General features: G+C 72.6%; 14 protein-coding genes and 1 riboswitch. Of the genes, 12 read left to right on the top strand and 2 right to left on the bottom strand.

Annotated elements, in window-relative coordinates; all coding sequences use genetic code 11:
• Positions 1 to 56 precede the first annotated feature (56 nt).
• The 7 genes from BLU27_RS23410 (at position 57) to BLU27_RS23440 (ending at position 9797) form a co-directional block, all read left to right on the top strand.
• Positions 57 to 3458, top strand: a complete 3402-nt coding sequence (locus tag BLU27_RS23410) for a GH92 family glycosyl hydrolase (protein WP_241827593.1) — start codon at positions 57 to 59, stop codon at positions 3456 to 3458.
• An 85-nt stretch (positions 3459 to 3543) separates the two neighbouring features.
• The gene (locus tag BLU27_RS23415; protein ID WP_092655801.1) at positions 3544 to 4179 is read left to right on the top strand and encodes a TIGR03085 family metal-binding protein; all 636 of its coding nucleotides are present in this window, start codon (positions 3544 to 3546) and stop codon (positions 4177 to 4179) included.
• 147 nt (positions 4180 to 4326) lie between these two features.
• A riboswitch (TPP riboswitch) is annotated at positions 4327 to 4446 on the top strand.
• 112 nt (positions 4447 to 4558) lie between these two features.
• On the top strand, positions 4559 to 5179 hold the full coding sequence (locus tag BLU27_RS23420; protein WP_092655802.1) for an ECF transporter S component: 621 nt from the start codon (positions 4559 to 4561) through the stop codon (positions 5177 to 5179).
• The gene (locus BLU27_RS23425) at positions 5176 to 6714 is read left to right on the top strand and encodes an ABC transporter ATP-binding protein (protein WP_197681544.1); all 1539 of its coding nucleotides are present in this window, start codon (positions 5176 to 5178) and stop codon (positions 6712 to 6714) included. Before BLU27_RS23420 ends, BLU27_RS23425 begins: the two co-directional genes overlap by 4 nt.
• Positions 6711 to 7517: an energy-coupling factor transporter transmembrane component T family protein gene (locus BLU27_RS23430; RefSeq protein WP_092655803.1), complete on the top strand. Its 807-nt coding sequence runs from the start codon at positions 6711 to 6713 to the stop codon at positions 7515 to 7517. Before BLU27_RS23425 ends, BLU27_RS23430 begins: the two co-directional genes overlap by 4 nt.
• Positions 7518 to 7644: 127 nt before the next feature.
• Positions 7645 to 8157 carry a PH domain-containing protein gene (locus BLU27_RS23435; protein ID WP_092655804.1) on the top strand — a complete coding sequence of 171 codons (513 nt, stop codon included), beginning with the start codon at positions 7645 to 7647 and terminating at the stop codon, positions 8155 to 8157.
• A complete protein-coding gene (locus tag BLU27_RS23440; protein WP_241827594.1) occupies positions 8154 to 9797 on the top strand; it encodes a PH domain-containing protein in 1644 nt (547 codons plus the stop codon). The genes BLU27_RS23435 and BLU27_RS23440 overlap by 4 nt, the downstream gene beginning before the upstream one ends.
• Here the strand turns inward: BLU27_RS23440 and BLU27_RS23445 are convergent.
• Entirely contained in the window at positions 9775 to 10656 is an 882-nt protein-coding gene (locus BLU27_RS23445) for a helix-turn-helix domain-containing protein (protein WP_092655805.1), read from the bottom strand. The genes BLU27_RS23440 and BLU27_RS23445 overlap by 23 nt on opposite strands.
• Positions 10657 to 10866: 210 nt before the next feature.
• Here BLU27_RS23445 and BLU27_RS23450 point away from each other — a divergent pair, with 210 nt between their 5' ends.
• The 5 genes from BLU27_RS23450 (at position 10867) to BLU27_RS23470 (ending at position 16751) form a co-directional block, all read left to right on the top strand.
• Positions 10867 to 11262 (top strand): hypothetical protein, encoded by a 396-nt coding sequence (locus BLU27_RS23450; RefSeq protein ID WP_157728773.1) that lies wholly within the window; start codon positions 10867 to 10869, stop codon positions 11260 to 11262.
• Complete coding sequence (locus BLU27_RS23455) at positions 11262 to 12194, top strand: hypothetical protein (RefSeq protein ID WP_092655807.1); 933 nt, start codon at positions 11262 to 11264, stop codon at positions 12192 to 12194. The genes BLU27_RS23450 and BLU27_RS23455 overlap by 1 nt, the downstream gene beginning before the upstream one ends.
• A gap of 306 nt (positions 12195 to 12500) precedes the next feature.
• Positions 12501 to 13367, top strand: a complete 867-nt coding sequence (locus tag BLU27_RS23460) for a glycosyltransferase family 2 protein (RefSeq protein WP_241827595.1) — start codon at positions 12501 to 12503, stop codon at positions 13365 to 13367.
• 3 nt (positions 13368 to 13370) lie between these two features.
• Positions 13371 to 15071 (top strand): glycosyltransferase family 39 protein, encoded by a 1701-nt coding sequence (locus tag BLU27_RS23465; RefSeq protein WP_092655809.1) that lies wholly within the window; start codon positions 13371 to 13373, stop codon positions 15069 to 15071.
• An 18-nt stretch (positions 15072 to 15089) separates the two neighbouring features.
• Entirely contained in the window at positions 15090 to 16751 is a 1662-nt protein-coding gene (locus BLU27_RS23470) for a glycosyltransferase family 39 protein (protein WP_092655810.1), read from the top strand.
• A 55-nt stretch (positions 16752 to 16806) separates the two neighbouring features.
• Here BLU27_RS23470 and BLU27_RS23475 read toward each other — a convergent pair whose 3' ends face one another.
• Entirely contained in the window at positions 16807 to 18072 is a 1266-nt protein-coding gene (locus tag BLU27_RS23475) for a hydroxyacid-oxoacid transhydrogenase (RefSeq protein WP_092655811.1), read from the bottom strand.
• Positions 18073 to 18132 lie beyond the last annotated feature (60 nt).

Genomic DNA, 18132 nt, shown 5'->3' on the forward strand with positions numbered 1-18132 from the left:
GCGGCCGGGCGGAGCCGGTGATCGGCATGTCGGTGGGCCGTGGCAGTCTGCCCGCCATGGCGAACTCGGTGGTGCACTTCCGGTCCTCCTTCGAACCCGGCGAGCCCCGTCCCGACCTGGCGGGCGGTGCCGGCCGGGCCGACGGTCATGCCGACGGCGGGCTCACCGTCGAGGTCGCGGGCGGGCCCGGCCACGCACCGGCGGCCAAGCTCGGTGTCGGCTTCACCGGCCGGCACGCGCTCCGCTACGCCGCCGAGGGGGCGAGGTCGGCCCCGCGCAGCGTGCGGTTGTTCGAGGTGGACGTCGAGGTCGGACCCGACACCGAGCTGTCGTACGTCCTGTTCCCGGAGTTCACCTCCGGTGACCTGAGCTACGCCGCGACCTATGCCGCCGTCGACCTCGAGTTCGCCGACGGCACCCGGCTCGGCGAACTCGGCGCGCGCGACCAGTACGACCAGCCCGCGGACGCGGCCGCCCAGGGCGCCGCCCGCATGCTCTACGCCGACCAGTGGAACTCCCGGCGGATCGCGGTCGGTGCCGTCGCCGCCGGGCGCCGGGTCACCGCCATCCTGCTCACCCACCACCAGCCCGGCGGGCCCGAGAACCCCGACGGCAGCAATGCCGGCGATGCCGCCGATGCCGCCGATGCCGCCGTGCCGGTCCGGGGCTGGGTGGACGACATCGTTCTCGCCGAGCGCGCCCGTCCCGCCGAGGAGCCGCGCCGGCTGTCCGACCACGTGCTCACCACCCGCGGCACGCACTCCAGCGGGGCGTTCTCCCGGGGCAACAACATCCCGGCCACGGCGGTGCCACTGGGCTTCAACTTCTGGACCCCGGTCACCGACGCGGGCACGCTGCGCTGGGAGTACGAATACCACCGCGGCAACGACGACGAAAACCGGCCGCGGCTGCAGGCACTGGGGCTCAGCCACCAGCCCAGCCCGTGGATGGGTGACCGGCAGACGTTCCAGGTGATGCCGTCCAACGCCGCCGGCCACCCCAACGCCGACCGCACCGCGCGAGCGCTGGCGTTCCGCCACGACAACGAGATCGCCCGCCCGCACTGGTACTCCGTCACCTTCGACAACGGCCTGGTCGCCGAGATCGCCCCGACCGACCACGCGGCGATGCTCCGGTTCACGTTCACCGGGCCGACCTCCACGCTGGTCTTCGACAACGTCGACGCCGACGCGGCAGTGACCGTCGATCCCGAGACGGGTGTGGTGACCGGCTACACCGACGTCGGCAGCCAACGGTCCAACGGCGCGGGCCGGATGTTCGTGTACGCGGAGTTCGACCGGCCCGTGGTCGAGTCCGGCCGGCCCGACGGTGTGGGCGAGCGTGCGCACGCGGCGGCGTACGCACGGTTCGACCCCGCCGGCGACCGTACGGTCACCATGCGGATCGCCACCTCGCTGATAAGCCTGGACCAGGCCCGCCACAACCTGGAGCTGGAGATCGCGCCCGGCGACACCTTCGACGACGTCCGCGAACGCGCCCAGCGGCAGTGGGACGACACCCTCGGCGTGCTCGAGGTGGAGGGGGCGAGCGAGGACCAGCTCACCACGCTGTACTCCAACCTCTACCGGCTCTACCTCTATCCCAACTCCGCCCACGAGAACACCGGCACCGCTCAGGTGCCCGTCTACACGCACGCCGTGCAGTCGGCGACATCGGCGCCGCCGAGCGGCCCGACCCGGACCGGCGCCGACGTCGTTCCCGGCAAGGCGTACGTCAACAACGGCTTCTGGGACACCTACCGCACCACCTGGCCGGCCTACGCACTGTTCACCCCCACGCTGGCCGGTGAGCTGGTGGAGGGTTTCCTGCAGCAGTACCGCGACGGCGGCTGGGTGGCCCGCTGGTCCTCCCCCGGCTACGCCGACTGCATGGTCGGCACGAGTTCCGACGTGGCCTTCGCCGACGCCTGCTGCAAGGGGATCGAGGGCTTCGACGCCTGGGCGGCCTACGAGTCGGCGGTGAAGAACGCCACCGTCCGCCCGCCCAACCCCTTCGTCGGCCGCAAGGGGATGGAGCGCTCGCCCTTCCTCGGCTACACACCGGTGGAGGCGACCGAGGAGGCGATGTCGTGGTCGATGGACGGCTACATCAACGACTTCGGCATCGCCATGATGGCCGGACAGTTGGCACGGGACGTCGGTCCCGACGACGCCCGATACCCCCGGCTGTGCGAGGAGGAGGAGTACTTCCGCCGCCGTGCGCTGGGCTACGTCCACCTGTTCGACCCGGCGGTCGGGTTCTTCCAGGGCCGGCACGGTGACGGTTCGCGGCGGCTGTCACCGCAGGAGTTCGACCCGCGGGTGTGGGGCTTCGACTACACCGAGACCAATGCCTGGAACATGGCGTTCCACGTTCCGCACGACGGCGCCGGGCTGGCCTGGCTGTACGGCGGGCGGGAGGCACTCGCGCACAGGCTGGACGAGTTCTTCGCGACCCCCGAGACCGGCCAGGAGCGGTTCAAGGGTTCCTACGGCGTGGTGATCCACGAGATGACCGAGGCCCGCGACGTCCGGATGGGAATGTACGGCCACAGCAACCAGCCGGCCCACCACATCGCCTACATGTACACCTACGCCGGACAGCCCGCACGCACGCAGGAGAAGGTGCGCGAGGTGCTCACCCGGCTCTACCTCGGCAGCGACCTCGGCCAGGGCTACTGCGGCGACGAGGACAACGGCGAGATGTCGGCGTGGCAGGTGTTCAGCGCGCTCGGGTTCTACCCGCTGCAGATGGGCAGCCCCCGCTACGCCATCGGCTCACCGTTGTTCACCAGGGCGACGGTGCACCTGGAGTCGGGCGCGGACCTGGTGATCAACGCGCCGGACAACAGCGCCGACAACATCTACGTCCAGGGCCTCACCGTCGACGGCGTGCCGTACGACCGGGCATGGCTGCCGCACGACCTGCTCGCCAAGGGCGGCGTGCTGGAGTTCGCGATGGGGTCCGAGCCCTCCGGCTGGGCGAGCGGGCCGGACGCCGCACCGCCCTCGCTCACCGCACCCGGCGAGGCGCCCGCACCCCTCGTCGACGTGACCCGGCCCAGCTCCGGCACGGCCCGGGCGAGCGAGGGAGCGGACGCCGAGCACCTGTTCGACGACAGCTCGGCCGGCTCGGTGACGTTCGCCGGTACCCAGCGGTGGGTCTCGTACGAGCTGGCGGCACCGGCCCGGGTCGGCTTCTACACGCTCACCTCTCCCGTGGAAAACGCCGGCGGTGCGGCCCCGGCGGCGTGGGTGCTCGCCGGCTCCCGGGACGGGACGAGTTGGGAGGTGCTGGACATCCGGAGCGGGGAGGAGTTCGCGTGGCCGGTGCACACCCGGCCGTTCCGGGTCGCAGCACCAGGCGAGTACTCCCACTACCGGCTCGACCTCGCGCCGACCCCCGAAGCCGCGGGTGGCCCGCCGGTGTCCCTCGCCCAGGTGGAGCTGCTGGCGTAGGACGTGATCGAGGTGGGCCGCCTCAGACGAGACACGCGGCAGGCGGCCCGCCTCCGAACCCGCCTCGGCGTCCTACGATCGGGGGATGACTGATCACGCCCGCGCCGAACGCCGAGCGCTCGCCGACCTGCTGGACGCACTGGGCCCGGACGCACCCACTCTGTGTGCCGACTGGAGCACGTCCGACCTCGCCGCCCACCTGGTGATCCGGGAGAGTGACCCGCTGGGCGCCGCGGGCATCCTGCTGCCACCGCTCGCCGGCAAGACGAAGGAACGCATGGCCGGGCTGGTCGGGAGGCTCGGCTACACCGGGCTGGTCGACCGGTTCCGTCAGGGCCCTCCCTCGTGGTCTCCGGCCCGGCTGCCGGTGGTGGACCGCGCCGCCAACACGGTGGAGTTCTTCGTCCACCACGAGGACGTGCGGCGCGCCCAGCCGGAGTGGACTCCGCGCGAGCTGCCGGGTGACTTCGAGGACCTCCTGTGGCGGCGGGTCGGCAGCGCCGGCCGGATGCTGTTCCGCCGGTCCGCCGCCGGGGTGCTGGTGGCCCGGCCGGACGGGGCCACCGCACGGGTCCGCAACGGTGAGCCGACCGCCGTCCTGTCCGGGCTCCCGAGCGAGATCACGCTGTACATGTTCGGGCGCAGGGGCGCGTCCCGGGCCGAGGTCGGCGGGCCGCCGGCGGCGGTCCAGGCGCTGGCCCACGCCCCGCTCGGGGTCTGACGGCCCAGCGGCTCGTCCCGGACCACGGCGAGTCCGGGCGGCCCGGTGTAACCTTCGGGCGGACGGAAGCAGGACCAGCAGACAGCAGGACCAGCAGACAGCAGGACCAGCAAGACCAGCAAGACCAGCAAGACCAGCAAGGACAACAGCAGACGACAGGGGAGCGCGGAAGCGCTGAGAGTGCGGGGCCGCCAGTGATGGCGCCGCCCGCAGACCCTCGAACCTGATCTGGGTAATGCCAGCGCAGGAAGTCGGTCTGTCCGTTCGTCACCGGGTCCGCGCCGGGCCGATCGACCGATCGGGCGGTGCGGAGCACCTAGCGGCGAGCCGGACCTGTGGCACTCGGCCGCGTCTCCTCCCCGGTTCAGGGAGGACGTTCATGACCCAGGATGTGACCTCGACCGCGGCGCGCGGTCAGCGGCCGGTCAACCGGCGGTGGCGCACTGTCGACATCGTGGTCGCGGCGGTGGTAGCAGTGGCGTTCGGCGTTGTGTTCGTCGCCTGGGGCGCGATGTACACCGCGGTCGGCCCGGTCTTCGCCGGCTTCAAGCCGGCCCAGGCGGTGCTCTACGGCATGTGGCTGCTTCCCGGCGTGCTCGGCGGCCTGCTGATCCGCAAGCCGGGCGCCGCGGTGTTCACCGAACTCGTCGCCGCCGCCGTCTCGGCCTTCCTGGGTGTCGACAGTCCGCTGGCGATCATCCTCTACGGCCTGGTCCAGGGTCTCGCCGCGGAACTGGTCTTCGCGGCGTTCCGCTACCGCCGGTGGCGGCCGCCGGTGGCACTGCTCGCCGGCGCGGTCGCCGGGGTGGTCCCGGCCGTGATGGACAACGTCCTCTACAACGTCGCGTGGGCGCCGACCTGGAAGCTGGTGTACGGCGTCCTCGTGGTGGTGAGCTCCGTCGTCATCGCGGGGGCCGGCTCGTTCGCGCTCGTCCGGGCACTCGCCGCCACCGGTGTGCTGGCGCCGTTCGCGTCCGGCCGGGAGCAGACGCCCCGGTGAGCGCGGCGGCGTCGGCGTCCCCGTCCGCTGCGTCCCGGCCCGGTCCCCCGCTGTCGATCCAGGCACGCGGGTGGTCGTTCCGGTACGCCGGCCGGCAGACGTGGGCGGTCCGGGACCTCGAGCTGACCGTCGAGCCCGGCGAGCGGGTACTGCTCGCCGGGCCGTCCGGCGGCGGCAAGAGCACCCTGCTCACCGGGCTCGCCGGACTGCTCGACGCCGAACAGGCCGGCGACGTCGAGGGGGCCCTGCTGGTCGGCGGTGCGCCTCCGGCGCGGGTACGCGACCGGATCGGCCTGGCGTTCCAGGATCCGGAGACGCAGCTGGTGATGGCGCGGGCCGGCGACGACGTGGCGTTCGGGCTGGAGAACCGCGCCGTGCCCACCGAGCGCATCTGGCCGCGGGTCGACGAGGCGCTCGCGCTGACCGGTTTCCCGTACGACCGGGACCACCCGACCGGCCGGCTGTCCGGCGGGGAGAAGCAGCGGCTCGTCCTGGCCGGCGTGGTGGCGCTGCGCCCGGACCTGATCCTGCTGGACGAGCCGACCGCCAACCTCGACCCCGACGGAGCAGCGCTGGTACGCCAGGCCGTCGACCAGGTGGTCGCGGCCACCGGAGCGACGCTGGTCGTGGTGGACCACCGGGTCGGTGACTGGCTGCCGATGGTGGATCGGGTGGTGGTGCTCCGGGCCGGCGGCGGCGTGCTCGCCGACGGTACCCCGGAGAAGGTCTTCGCCGCCGGCCACGGGTCGCTGGCCGCAGCCGGAGTGTGGATCCCGGGCGAAATCCCGGCGCCGCGCCGGACCGCTCCGAGCAGGCCGGCCGACCTGCTCACCGCTCAGGCGGTCGGCTACACCTACCCGGCTGCCGAACGGCCCGCCCTCGCCGACGCCGACCTGCGGCTGTCGGCCGGTGAGGTGGTCGCGGTCACGGGCGCTAACGGCTCCGGAAAGTCCACCCTCGCCATGCTCACCGCCGGGTTGCTCAGCCCGTCGGCGGGTGAGGTGAGGGTCTCCCCCGACCTGTCGTCCGGTCTGTTCCCGAGGCTCGCCGCAGGCCGCCGGAGATCCGGCGAGCGCCGGCCGTTGCACCGCTGGCGCGCGGCGCAGCTGGTACGCGCGGTGGGCACTGTCTTCCAGGATCCCGAGCACCAGTTCCTCACCGCGAGCGTGCGGGCCGAGCTCGCCCTCGGGCCCCGGCTCGCCGGCCTCTCCCGCGGCGACACCGGTCAGCGGGTGGACGAGCTCCTGCACCGGCTCGCCCTGGACCACCTGGCCGACGCGAACCCGTTCACGCTGTCCGGCGGGGAGAAGCGCCGGCTGTCGGTGGGCACCGCGCTGGCGAGCGGGCCGCGGGTCCTCGTCCTGGACGAGCCGACGTTCGGGCAGGACCGGCGTACGTGGGGCGAGCTGGTCGACCTGCTCGCCGAGCTGCGCGACGACGGCCACGCGATCTGCTGCGTGAGCCACGACCGCGACCTGATCAGCGTGCTCGCAGACCGGGAGGTCCGCGTGCGGTCCGGGCGGGTGATCGGGTGAGCATCCTCGCCGAACCCATCGTCACCGACCCGGACGCGCCGGCCACCCGGCTGAACCCGGTCACCAAGATCGTCGCAGCCCTCGTGATCCTGGCCGGACTGCTGCTCACTGCCGACGCGGTGACGCCGGCCATCGTCCTCGGCGCCGAACTGGTCGCCATCGCCGCGGCCGGGCTGCGGTGGCGGATCCTCCTCCGCCGGCTGGTGTTGCTGTTCGTCACCGTCGCCGGGCTGGCGTTGTCCACATTGCTGTTCACCGACCAGACCGGCGGAACGGTGTGGCTCGATGCCGGTCCGTTGCACGTGTCCAGCCAGAGCCTGCTGGCCACCGTCTCGGTGGTGACCCGGGTGCTCGCCATCGCGTTGCCGGGCGTGGTGGCGTTCGCCTCCACCGACCCGACCGAGTTCGCCGACGCGCTGGTGCAGCACTTCCGTACGCCGCCCCGGTTCACCTTCGGCGCGCTGGCGGCGTTCCGGCTGCTGCCGGTGCTCGGCGACGAGTGGCGGACCCTGCTACTCGCCCGCCGTGCGCGCGGGCTGGACGCCGGCCGGTCGCCGGTACGCCGGGCCCGGCTGTTCGCCTCCGGCGTGTTCGCCCTGCTGGTGGTGGCGATCCGGCGTGGGGTCCGGCTGGCGACCGCCATGGAGTCGCGCGGCTTCACCGACCGGCCGGACCGCACGCTGGCCCGGCCCCGGCCGCTGCGCCGGGCGGACTGGGTGTTCGTCGCCGCCACGGTCGCGGTCGTCGCGGGCGCCACCGCGGTCAGCGTCGCCCTGGGCACCTGGCGGTTCCTGTTCTGGTAGCGAACGCGGGCAACGGGACGAGCCTCCGGACCGGCCAGACCCGCGCCCGGACCCCTGACATCTGTCACGGGTCCGGCCCGCCCGACCCACACGGGACGGGCGGGCGTTCCTTCGCCACACTGAGCGGGTGACTGTCGCCGACCAACGCCAGCCCGCACTCGAGCTTCGTCCACCCCGGCACCGCGTCGCACCTCGAGCCACGCGCTACTGGGCCGCCCGCGCCGGCGCGGGCTGGTTGTTGCTGCTCGCCGTACAGGTCGGGTGGTGGGTGCTCGCCGGCGGCGCCACCGGCTGGCGGGCGGCCGGCGTGGTGGCAACTGTCGTCCTCGGCGCCGCCCACGTGACGGTGATGCCGCGCTGGCGCTACCACGTGCACCGCTGGGAGGCCACCGACGAGGCCGTCTACACCCAGTCCGGCTGGTTCGACCAGGAACGCCGGATCGCACCGGTGTCCCGGATCCAGACCGTGGACAGTGAACGCGGCCCGCTTGAGCAGCTCTTCGGACTGTCGAACGTCACCGTCACCACCGCCTCGGCCGCCGGTCCGCTGAAGATCCGCGGCCTGGACCGCGACACCGCCGAGCGGCTGGTCGACGAGCTCACCCGGACCACACAGGCCAACCAGGGGGACGCGACGTGACCGAGCTCGGCACCCCGCCCGCCGGCACCCCTCCCGCCGACACCGCGAACGCGACCGACACCGGGAGCTGGCGGCGGCTGAGCCCGCGGATGCTAGCGGTCCACCCGGTGCAGGAACTCCTCCGCTCGCTGCCCGCGCTGCTCGGCGTCGCGGTGGCCGGGAGCACCAGCGGTCACGGCCCGCTGTGGGGCCTGGTCGGCCTGGTCCTCGTGGTCGCCCTCGGAACCCTGCGGTGGTTCACCACCACCTACCGCATCTCTCCCGCGCACGTGCAGGTCCGCCGCGGTCTGCTGCGCCGCCGGGTGCTGACCGTCCCTCGTGACCGGGTACGCACCGTCGACGTCACCGCGAACGCGATGCACCGGCTGGTGGGGCTCGCCCGGGTCGAGATCGGCACCGGCCGTTCGGACCGCAAGGGCGAGCAGGGGCTGAAGCTGGACGCCCTCGCTGCCCCGGACGCCCACCGCCTGCGCGAGGAACTCCTGCACCGGCTGCGGCCCGGCACGGCGTCCGCTGCGGCGCCCGAAGCGGCGGCGGCACGCGCATCGACGACCGCACCGCCACCGGCCCGTACGAACACCTCGGAGCAGGAGACCAGGCTGGCGACCCTGGACCCACGGTGGGTGAGGTACGGGCCGTTCACGCTGTCCGGGTTGCTGACCGTCGGCGTGGTCGCCGGTTTCGGCTCCCGCGCGGTGTCGGAGGCGAAGATCGACCTGAGCAAGGTCGGCCCGGTGCGCGGGCTGCTCGACCAGGTACGCGGCGCGGGCTGGCTGGTGGGGGCGGTGGAGGTGGTCGTCGCGCTGCTGGCCGTCTGTGTCCTCGCGTCCACCCTGGCCTACGTCCTGGCGTTCTGGAACTACCGGCTGACCCGGCATCCGGGCGGGACCCTGCACGTCGACCGCGGCCTGATCACCACCCGCGCCACCAGCATCGAGGAGCGCCGGATGCGCGGTGTCGAGCTCAGCGAGCCGCTGTCCCTGCGGCTGGCCGGCGGGGCACGGTGCATCGCCGTCGCCACCGGGCTCCGGGTCGGCCGGGGCGCTGAACGCGGCGGTTCCCTGCTGCTTCCCCCGGCGCCGCGCGAGGTCGCCCTGCGGGTGGCAGGCGAGGTGTTCGGCGGAGCCGAGCCGTACGCGACCCCGCTCGTCCCGCACGGGCCGAAGGCGGTGCGCCGCAGGTTCACCCGCGCACTCGGACCGACCGCCCTCGTGGTCGTCGTACTGGCCGCCCTGCACGAGGTCGCCGGGCTTCCCTCGTGGGTCTGGCAGGCCTCACTGGTGTTGCTCCCGTGCGCCGCGCTGATCGCCGGCGACCGGGCGCGCAGCCTCGGCCACGCGCTCCGCGACGGCGTGCTGGTCTGCCGGTTCGGTTCGCTCGTACGCCGCCGCAACGTGCTGACCTGCGATGGTGTCCTGGGATGGAACCTCCGGCAGTCGTACTTCCAGCGCCGCGCCGGGCTGACGACACTGGTGGCGACGACCGCGGCCGGACGGCAGCACTACGAGATCCCGGACGTCGAGACCGCCGAGGCGGTCCGGGTGGCCGACGCCGCCGTACCCGGTCTGCTGACGCCGTTCCTCGTCCGGCCGGAACCCCTGACCAGGACGTCCGGGGTCACTCCTCGGGGGTCTCGCTGAGCACGTGCTCGGCCGCCCGCACGAAGTAGGAGACCGAGTCCGCCGGGCTGAGCGCCATCGCCCGCAGGTGGTCGAACGCCAGGCTGTGGCGGTAGACCTCGGCGTGGCTCTCGACGTAGCGGTTGGCGGTCATCGTCTCGACGTACACCGCCTCCGGCTCGTGTGGGTTGGGAAACTCGAGGATGTCGAACGAGCCGGCGCTGGCCGGGTGCGCACCCGCCGAGGCGGGCAGCACCTGCACCGTCACGGTCCCGCGTTCGGCGTACTCACGCAGCCGGTCGTACTGCTCTGCCATCACCTTGGCCGAACCGACCATCCAGGTCAGCGCGGGCTCGGCGATCACCAGCCAGAACCGCAGCGGGTCGGCCTCGCGGGCCAGCAGCCGCTGCCGGGTCATCCGCGCCTCCACCCGGCGGTCGATCTCGGCGGGCGAGGACAGGCCCATCGTGGCGCCGCGGATGATCTCGCGGGCGTAGGCCTCGGTCTGCATCAGGCCGTGGATCAGGTGAGCGCTGTAGGAGCGCATGCCGGAGAGCTGCGCCTCCAGCTCGATGTAGTCGACGTAGTCGCTCGGCAGGAACTCCGCGTAGGCGTCCCACCAGCCCTTGGTCCGTGCCGTCCGGGTCTTGCTGAGGATGGCCGTTCGGCGGCCTTCCTCGACGTTGTAGAGGTCGAGGAGCAGGTTGAGGTCCTTCAGGCTGACGCCCACGACCGCGGTCTCGATCCGGCTGATCTTGGCGACCGACCAGCCGGTTTCGGTGGCGACCTCCTCCAGCGTCACCTGGGCACGTTCGCGGAACATCCGTAGCTCCGCGGCGAGCCGGCGGCGCTGGATCGTGGGAGGTTTCGTACTCGGCATCGCGTCTTCCCCGTGTGGCCGTGTCCAGAAGATGTTTTGTCATTCGATATTGCGGGAAGTAGTCCGTCTTCGCACCAGGATCAGCCCAACCCATCCGGCACGACACAAGTGCAAATTTACGCATTGGTGTTGTAGGTGGCGGTGCTCGGGATTACGGTCGACTCAGGATCGTGCACCCAGAGCCATCACTCGACGGGGGAGGTTCGTGCGATGGCAACGACACCCGAGCGTCTGGGGCATTCGGGCCGGTTGCCGACGTCGTACCCCGATGTCGGCTTCCTCCCACTCCAGCATGACCGGCCACCGCGGCCGGAAACCGAGGTCGGCACCGAGGTCATCACCGACGCCGACCCCGAGGCTCTGACGGAAGCTCTGACCCAACTGGATCACCGCGCGAGGGATCTCGCGTCGATCCACCGACCGGACCGGGACCCGTTCCGCTGGCACCGCCGCTGGGGTTCGCTGCCCTGGCTCGGGCACGACCGCCCGCCGTTGTGCGTCTTCTGCCGACGGCCGTGGCTGTGTCCGCCCGCTGCCTGGGCGCACGCCCAGCTGTCCACCCTGAGGTGCTCCGCCCCCGAGCACCCCCGCCAGGAGGCCCCCTGATGTCCACCCCTCCGCCCGGACCCGCCCCGAGCACCGTCGTCTCGCGTCCCGTCATGGCCGGCGACGACGTGTCGGACGGCACCTCGCCGGACGGCACCGTGTCCAGTACAGCCACCGAGGAGGAAGGCACCATCGTCACCGCCACCGGCCCGCGGGCCGGAACCCCCACCGGTTCGTCCTCGACCTCACGTTCGGGGCCGTCCTCCGGACAGGAAGTCGCGCCGCGACGTGCGCCGCGGACACTGCGGATCGGCCCGGACGAGCCCCTCGCGCCGGACGCCGCTCCCGCGTCCTACGACAGCGTGGTGGCGGTCGAACCAGTCGCGAGGATTCCGTACGCCTGGGTCCAGATCGTCCGCCCGGGCGGCCGGCTGGTCGTGTCGTGGCGCAACCCGTTCGCCGGCTCGGTCGAGGCGCACCTCACCGTCACCGAGGACGGCCGGGCCACCGGGCACTTCGTCGGCTGGAGCGGTGCTCCCGAGCCGAACGCGCCGACGTCGGTGGTGACCGAGGCCGAGGGCACGGTGCCGTGGTACCACACCACGACCACACTCGACCCGGAGGCGATCTGGGCCGAACCGGCGGCGTTGTTCGGGCTGGGGATCCGGCTGCCGCACCTGCGCTGGGCGCGCACCGGACCGGGCGGGCCAGCACGGTGCTCCGCAGCCGGTGCCGCCTCGCCGGGCACCGCAACGACGCGGCACTGGGTGTACGACGACACCTCCTGCGCCTCCGCCCTGCGGCTTCCCTCCGGCGAGGTCCGGGTCGAACAGCACGGTCCGCGCCTGCTGTGGCGGGATGTCGAGTCGGCGTTCCGGTGGTGGGACGAGCAGGGCAGGCCGACGTTCGAGCGGTTCGGGCTGAGCGTGGCGTCGTTCGGCCAGTTCGCCTGGCTGGGCCATCGCTGCTCCGGCCGGATCTGGCGCCTCTGAGCCCTCGCGGCGGGGCGCCGGAGACCCGGGGGCCCCGCCGCCCGCAGGTTCTGCCCGGTTTGCCGCGCTCTCGCCCCGGACACAATTCGTGTCAGTACGCACGCTCTGTGCAACCGATCGCGAACGCCACTCCCGCCGGGGGAACGACGAGCCATGGATCCCTCCGTCCGGCACAGCCGAACCGCCACCCGTCCCGTCGCACGTTCAGGTGGCAGCCTCCACCGCCGGCGCGCCTCACGGCCCGACAGGGGCTTCCATCTCGAGCCTGGCGGAGCCTCCGAACCCGACGGGCACGTCGATGTCAGCGTGATCCTGCCCTGCTTCAACGAGGAGCAGCACGTCCTCGCCGAGATCGAGCGCACCGTGGCCGCGATGGAGACCAGCGGTTACAGCTACGAGATCCTGGCGATCGACGACGCCTCCACCGACGAGACGCTGAAGGTCCTGCGGTCCGCGGAGGACCGGTTCCCGCGGCTGCGGGTGATCGCGTTCGCCACGAACGGCGGGTCCGGAACGGCCCGCCGGATCGGCACCCAGCAGGCCCGCGGGGACATCGTGGTCTGGACCGACGCCGACATGTCGTACCCCAACGACCTGATCCCCGACCTCGTCGCCGTCCTCGAGCAGGACGGCACCATCGACCAGGTGGTGGGCGCGCGCACCAGCGAACAGGGCTCGCACAGGTTCCTGCGGGTGCCGGCGAAGTGGATGATCCGCAAGGTCGCCGAGCGGCTGACGAACACCGAGATCCCCGACCTCAACTCCGGGCTCCGGGCGTTCCGCCGGGAGGTGTCCCTGCCGTACCTCCGGCTGTTGCCGGCGGGGTTCTCCTGCGTCACCACGATCACCATGGCGTTCCTGCACAACCAGCACGGCATCAGGTACGTCCCGATCCCGTACGCCAAACGGGCGGGCACGTCGAAGTTCCACTTCGTGAAGGACGCCTACCGCTACATCCTGCAGGTGCTGCGGATGGTGATGTACTTCAACCCGTTGAAGGTGCTGATGCCGCCGTCGCTGGCGCTGCTGACCCTGGGCTGCGGGAAGGCGGTGTACGACGTGGTCGCCAACCCCGTGCGGCTGGCCAGCAACACCCTGCTGATCCTGCTGACGGGGCTGATCATCGCCTCGCTCGCGCTGCTCGCCGACCTGATCGTGCGCTCGCGGACCTGACCGATGGTCGAGTCCCGTCCCGACGCCGCTCGCGGAGCCACCGGCCGCGGTGGCGCGGGTGTGTCCGCGGGCCCGTGCGCCGCACACGACGAGGATGCGGGGCTGCTACCGCCGCAGGTTCCGCGAACTGGTGCCGCCGCCGGGCCGCCGCTGCGCCGGGCCGCCACGGCGGCCGTCGACTGCCTGCTCGGTCTGACGGTGGTGGCGGTGGCTGTGCTCTACCGCCTGCCGCCGATCCCGTCCGACCCGATCAACTACCTCGTCGCGGCGAGCTACTTCCCGAACCATCCGGACCGCGTCATCGAGCACCAGTACCTCCGCATCGGCCTGGTCCTCCCTCTCCGGCTCGCCTACGACGCGTTCGGCTACGCGCAGGCGGCGTACCTCCTCGTTCCCGTCCTCGCGGCGCTTCTGCTCGTCATGAGCGTGCACGCCCTCGGCACCATGCTGTTCAACCGCTACGTCGGTGTGGCCGCCGCGCTGCTGACCCTGAGCAACTCGGTGGTGTTCCCCGACCTGACGCAGCCGCGGCCGGACCTGCCGGCGACCGCCCTCCTGGTCACCGCCCTCGTCCTCGCACTGGCCCTGCGCCAGCGCCGGCCCTGGGCGTGCGCGAACCGGCGACGCGAGGTCGGCGTTCTGCTGGCGACCGGTGCGCTGCTCGGCTGGAGCTACCTCTGCCGCGAGTACGTCGTCTTCTGCTGGCCGCTGATACCCCTGCTGCTCGTCCGCAGGGTCCCGTGGCGGCGGGCGCTGTGGGTCGTCGTCCCGCTGGTGGTCGTCGCGGTCGGCGAGGCGGTGCTGAGCTCGCTGACCTTCCACGACCCGCTGGCCCGTCTGCACACCGCGGCCGGGCATGGTTCGGGACCGCCCATCGCCACCGACTACATCGACCGCGCCCGCTCCTGGTACCTCCTCCGGTTTCCCGACATCCTGCGTTCGTCACCGGAGGGATGGTGGCTGCGGACGACAGCGGTCGTCGCGGTCTGGGGTGTGGCGATCTCCCGGCAGCTGAGATTCCTGGTCGCCTGGGCCGCGTTGTTCTTCCTGCCCCTGGTGATGCTGGGCGGATGGGTGAACCCGCACGCACCGATGTTGCGGCTCTACCTGCCGAGGTACTGGGTCCCGATCATCCCCGCGCTCGCCCTGGCCTGCACCGGGGTGGTGCACGTGCTGGCGCGGTACGCGATCCACCTGCCGGCGCGGTACGCGACCCCGGCGACGCCACTCCCGCGGACTCGTGCCGCGCTCGTCGCAGGCATCCTCACCCTTCTGGTCACGGCCTTCCCGGTCGGCGTGTCCCAGCACGCGCGGGCCACCGACATGTCGGTTGCGCTCAACCAGGACTACGCGGCCAACGGGGGCACGCAGTTCGAGCAGTTCCGTACCTGGCTGACCCTGCACCGCCGCGACGTTCGGACGATGTGGGGTGAGCGCCGCACCCTGCGGATACTGGGCTTCTTCGTCAACTCCCCGGCCGGAACGCCGGTGTGGACGGGGCCGCTGCGGGAGTGGTCGCCGCGCAGCGAGAAGCCGGCCACCGGCGACCACGTCCTCCTGTACAGCGCCTACTCCGACACCTGCCGGCCCTGCCGGATCAACGTCGAGAACAACCTCGGCGTCCATCCGGCACGGCCCCCGAGCACCTGGCACCTCGTCTTCACGACCAGGGACCGGGTGGTCCAGGTGTACCGGGCCGACTGAACCGATCGGGAGCCGACGATGACCGCCGTGACACCGGACGACGACCGGGCCGGTGCGCCCGGCGACCGCGGAACCGTCGCCACCGACACCGCGCCGGAGGCGGCCCCGCCGCCGCGGCCACCCGATCGCGCGCGACTGCTCACTCCCCGCGTCGTGGCGACCCTGCTGGTCGACGGCACTCTCGCGGCAGTGGTGGCGGTGGTCTGTGTGCTCTACCGCGTACCGCCGCACCCGTCGGACCCGCTCAACTATTTCGACGCGGCCACGACCTTCCCCAGCGCCCCGGCGTACGCCGCGGCGCACCAGCTCGTGCGGACCGGGCTGATCATCCCGCTGCGGCTCGCGCAGGAGGTGTTCGGCTACTCCCAGACGGCGTACCTCCTCGTGCCTGTCCTCGCGTCCCTGCTGCTGGTGATGAGCGTGCACGCGCTCGGCACCCTGCTGTTCAACCGGTTCGTCGGGGTGGCGGCGGCCATGCTGACGTTGTTCAACTCGGTGGTCTTCCCCGACCTCACCCAGCCGCTCCCCGACCTGATGGCCACCGCGCTGCTGGCGGCCGCGCTGGTGCTTTCGGTGGCGCTGCGGCAGAACCGCCCGTGGGCCGCAGCGACCGGCCGCCGCCGGGTCGGCACCCTGATCCTCATCGGCGCGCTGCTCGGCTGGAGTTACCTCACCCGCGAGTACATCGTCTTCTGCTGGCCACTTATGCCCCTGCTGCTCGCCCGCAGAATCCCGCTGCGTCAACAGGCCTGGCTGCTGCTCCCGCTGGCCGTCGTCGCCGTCGGGGAGACCGCGCTCGACACCGTGGTCTTCCACGATCCGCTGATCCGGTTGCGGGGCGCTGCCGACCACGGCTCGGTGGGCACACCCACGACCGACGACTACATCGGGCAGAGCCCGCGGTGGTACCTCACCCGGCTGCCCACGATCCTGTCCACCACGCCGGAGGGGCTCTTCCTCAAGGCCGCGATGGTCGCCATCGTGGTCGGCGCGCTGTTCTCCCGGCGGATCTTCTTCCTGCTGGCGTGGGCGCTGCTGTTCTATGTCCCACTGGTGACGCTGGGCGGGCTGATCGACCCCGAGGCTCCCAAGCTGCGGATCCTCAAGGAGCGGTACTGGCTGCCGCTCGTTCCCGCGCTCCTGCTCGCGGCCGCCGGCGGGTTGTGGCTGCTGCTGAACAACCGCATCCGGGCCGTGCCGTTCCTACGGGCTCGCACCCGCCTGGCCGCCGGTGTGGCCGGCGTCGCCACCCTCGTCGTCGCCGCCGTACCGGCCGGGGTGGCCCAGCACGCCCGGGCCGGCAACCTGGCCGACCCGGTGAACCAGACGTACGCCGCCAACGGCGGAACGCAGTGGGAGGCGTTCCGGTCCTGGCTGGACGCGCATGCGGGCGAGGTGCACACCATCTGGGCGGACAAGCGCACCATCCGGCCGCTCGGAATCTACGTCCGTCCACCGATCGGCGGGCCGCTGTGGCACGGCCGGCTGCGAGTGCTGCCGGTCAGGACCAGGCCGGCGGCTGGAGACCACGTCGTCCTCTACAGCGCGTACTCCGGCGTCTGCGTGTCCTGCCGAGTCGGCGAGCAGCGACTGCTGGGCCGGCCCGTGCGACCGCCGGCGAACTGGCACCGCGTCTTCGGCAGCCACGGCCGGATGGTGGAGGTCTACGAGGTCCGCTGAGCGCCGACGGGCCGTGGCCGGCGGTCGCGGTCGCGGTCGGCGCGGCCGGCGACGGTCACCACAGGGTGAGCGAGTCCCTCAGGACGTCGGCGAGCACGTCGTCGCCGACGTCGATGGGGGCGATGGACAGCAACCGGTGCTGGCGGCTCGCCCCGTCCACGAGATCGGCGACGTCGGCCTCGGCGTACCCCACCTCGGTCAGGCCGTTCGGCATGCCGGTGTCGCGCATCAGCCGGGTGACCGCCGCGGGCAGCCGTTCACTCGGCTCCGCCACCTGGTCGGTCTCGGGGTCGAGGACGTGTGCCGCCCACAGGTGCCGCTCGGGATTCGCGTCGTACGTACGCCGGAACGCCGCCGGCGCGGTCAGCACCACCGACATGCCGTGGGGCACCATCGGCTCGGCGTCGGGGTAGCCGGCCGGGCGGAAGTCGCGCACCCGGCCGGCGATCGGGTAGGCGCAGGCGTGCGGGATGTGCACCCCGGCGTTGCCGAACCCCAGACCGGCGAACAACGCGGCCTGCAGCATGTCGGTGCGCGCGGCGAGGTCGTCGCCTGCCCGGTGGGCGGTCCGGAAGGACCGGGCCAGCAGCGGCAGAGTCTGCCTGATCCACACGTCGGAGACCGGGTTCGCGCCGCAGTAGGCGACGCGTTCCTCCGGGCGGCGCTTCGGATAGGTGTCGTACGGGCGGGCGGTGTAGGACTCCAGCGCGTGGCAGAGGATGTCGAACCCGGTGGCCGCGGTTACTCCGGGCGGCAGGGAGAGGGTCAGCTCGGGGTCGACGACCGCGAGCGCGGGCCGCAGCCGCGGGTGGCTGATGCCGGTCTTCACCCGCAGGTCGAGGACGTCGAGGACGCAGACGGCCGTGCTCTCGGCTCCGGTGCCGGCCGTCGTGGGCACCGCCACCAGCGGTGCGAGCGGCCCGGCCGGCGCGAGCCCCTTGCCGATCGGGGCGTTCAGGTAGTCGGCCAGGTCCGCCGGGTGGGACGTCATCAGGTCGACCGCCTTGGCGGTGTCGATCGCCGACCCGCCGCCGACGCCGACGAAGCCGTCCCATCCGCCGTCGCGGGCGAAGTCCACCGCGGCTGCGATGCTCCTGTCGGTGGGTTCCACGTGGACGCCGGTGAAGAGCTCCGCGGCGAGCCCGGCGGCGCGCAGGGAGTCGACCACCCGGTCGGGTACGCCGGTGGCGGCCACGCCGGGGTCGGTGAGGACCAGCACGCGGGACGCGCCGAGCTGGGCGACGTCGTACCCGATCTCGGCCACCGCGCCGGCCCCGAACTTCAGCGCCGGCCCGCCCCAGGTGAACACCGTTTCCCGCATCGTGACCGCTCCCTCGCTCGCCGCGCATCCCGTTCAGTGACAGTGGCGCACCCGTGCAGA

Source organism: Actinopolymorpha singaporensis, assembly GCF_900104745.1.
GTDB classification, from domain to species: domain Bacteria; phylum Actinomycetota; class Actinomycetes; order Propionibacteriales; family Actinopolymorphaceae; genus Actinopolymorpha; species Actinopolymorpha singaporensis.

Bases quoted from the DNA above. Each gene is read 5' to 3' on its own strand.
- BLU27_RS23410 (WP_241827593.1), top strand. From the start codon at position 57: ATGGCGAACTCGGTGGTGCACTTCCGGTCCTCCTTCGAACCCGGCGAG.
- BLU27_RS23415 (WP_092655801.1), top strand. From the start codon at position 3,544: ATGACTGATCACGCCCGCGCCGAACGCCGAGCGCTCGCCGACCTGCTG.
- BLU27_RS23420 (WP_092655802.1), top strand. From the start codon at position 4,559: ATGACCCAGGATGTGACCTCGACCGCGGCGCGCGGTCAGCGGCCGGTC.
- BLU27_RS23445 (WP_092655805.1), bottom strand. From the start codon at position 10,656: ATGCCGAGTACGAAACCTCCCACGATCCAGCGCCGCCGGCTCGCCGCG.
- BLU27_RS23450 (WP_157728773.1), top strand. From the start codon at position 10,867: ATGGCAACGACACCCGAGCGTCTGGGGCATTCGGGCCGGTTGCCGACG.
- BLU27_RS23455 (WP_092655807.1), top strand. From the start codon at position 11,262: ATGTCCACCCCTCCGCCCGGACCCGCCCCGAGCACCGTCGTCTCGCGT.
- BLU27_RS23465 (WP_092655809.1), top strand. From the start codon at position 13,371: ATGGTCGAGTCCCGTCCCGACGCCGCTCGCGGAGCCACCGGCCGCGGT.
- BLU27_RS23470 (WP_092655810.1), top strand. From the start codon at position 15,090: ATGACCGCCGTGACACCGGACGACGACCGGGCCGGTGCGCCCGGCGAC.
- BLU27_RS23475 (WP_092655811.1), bottom strand. From the start codon at position 18,072: ATGCGGGAAACGGTGTTCACCTGGGGCGGGCCGGCGCTGAAGTTCGGG.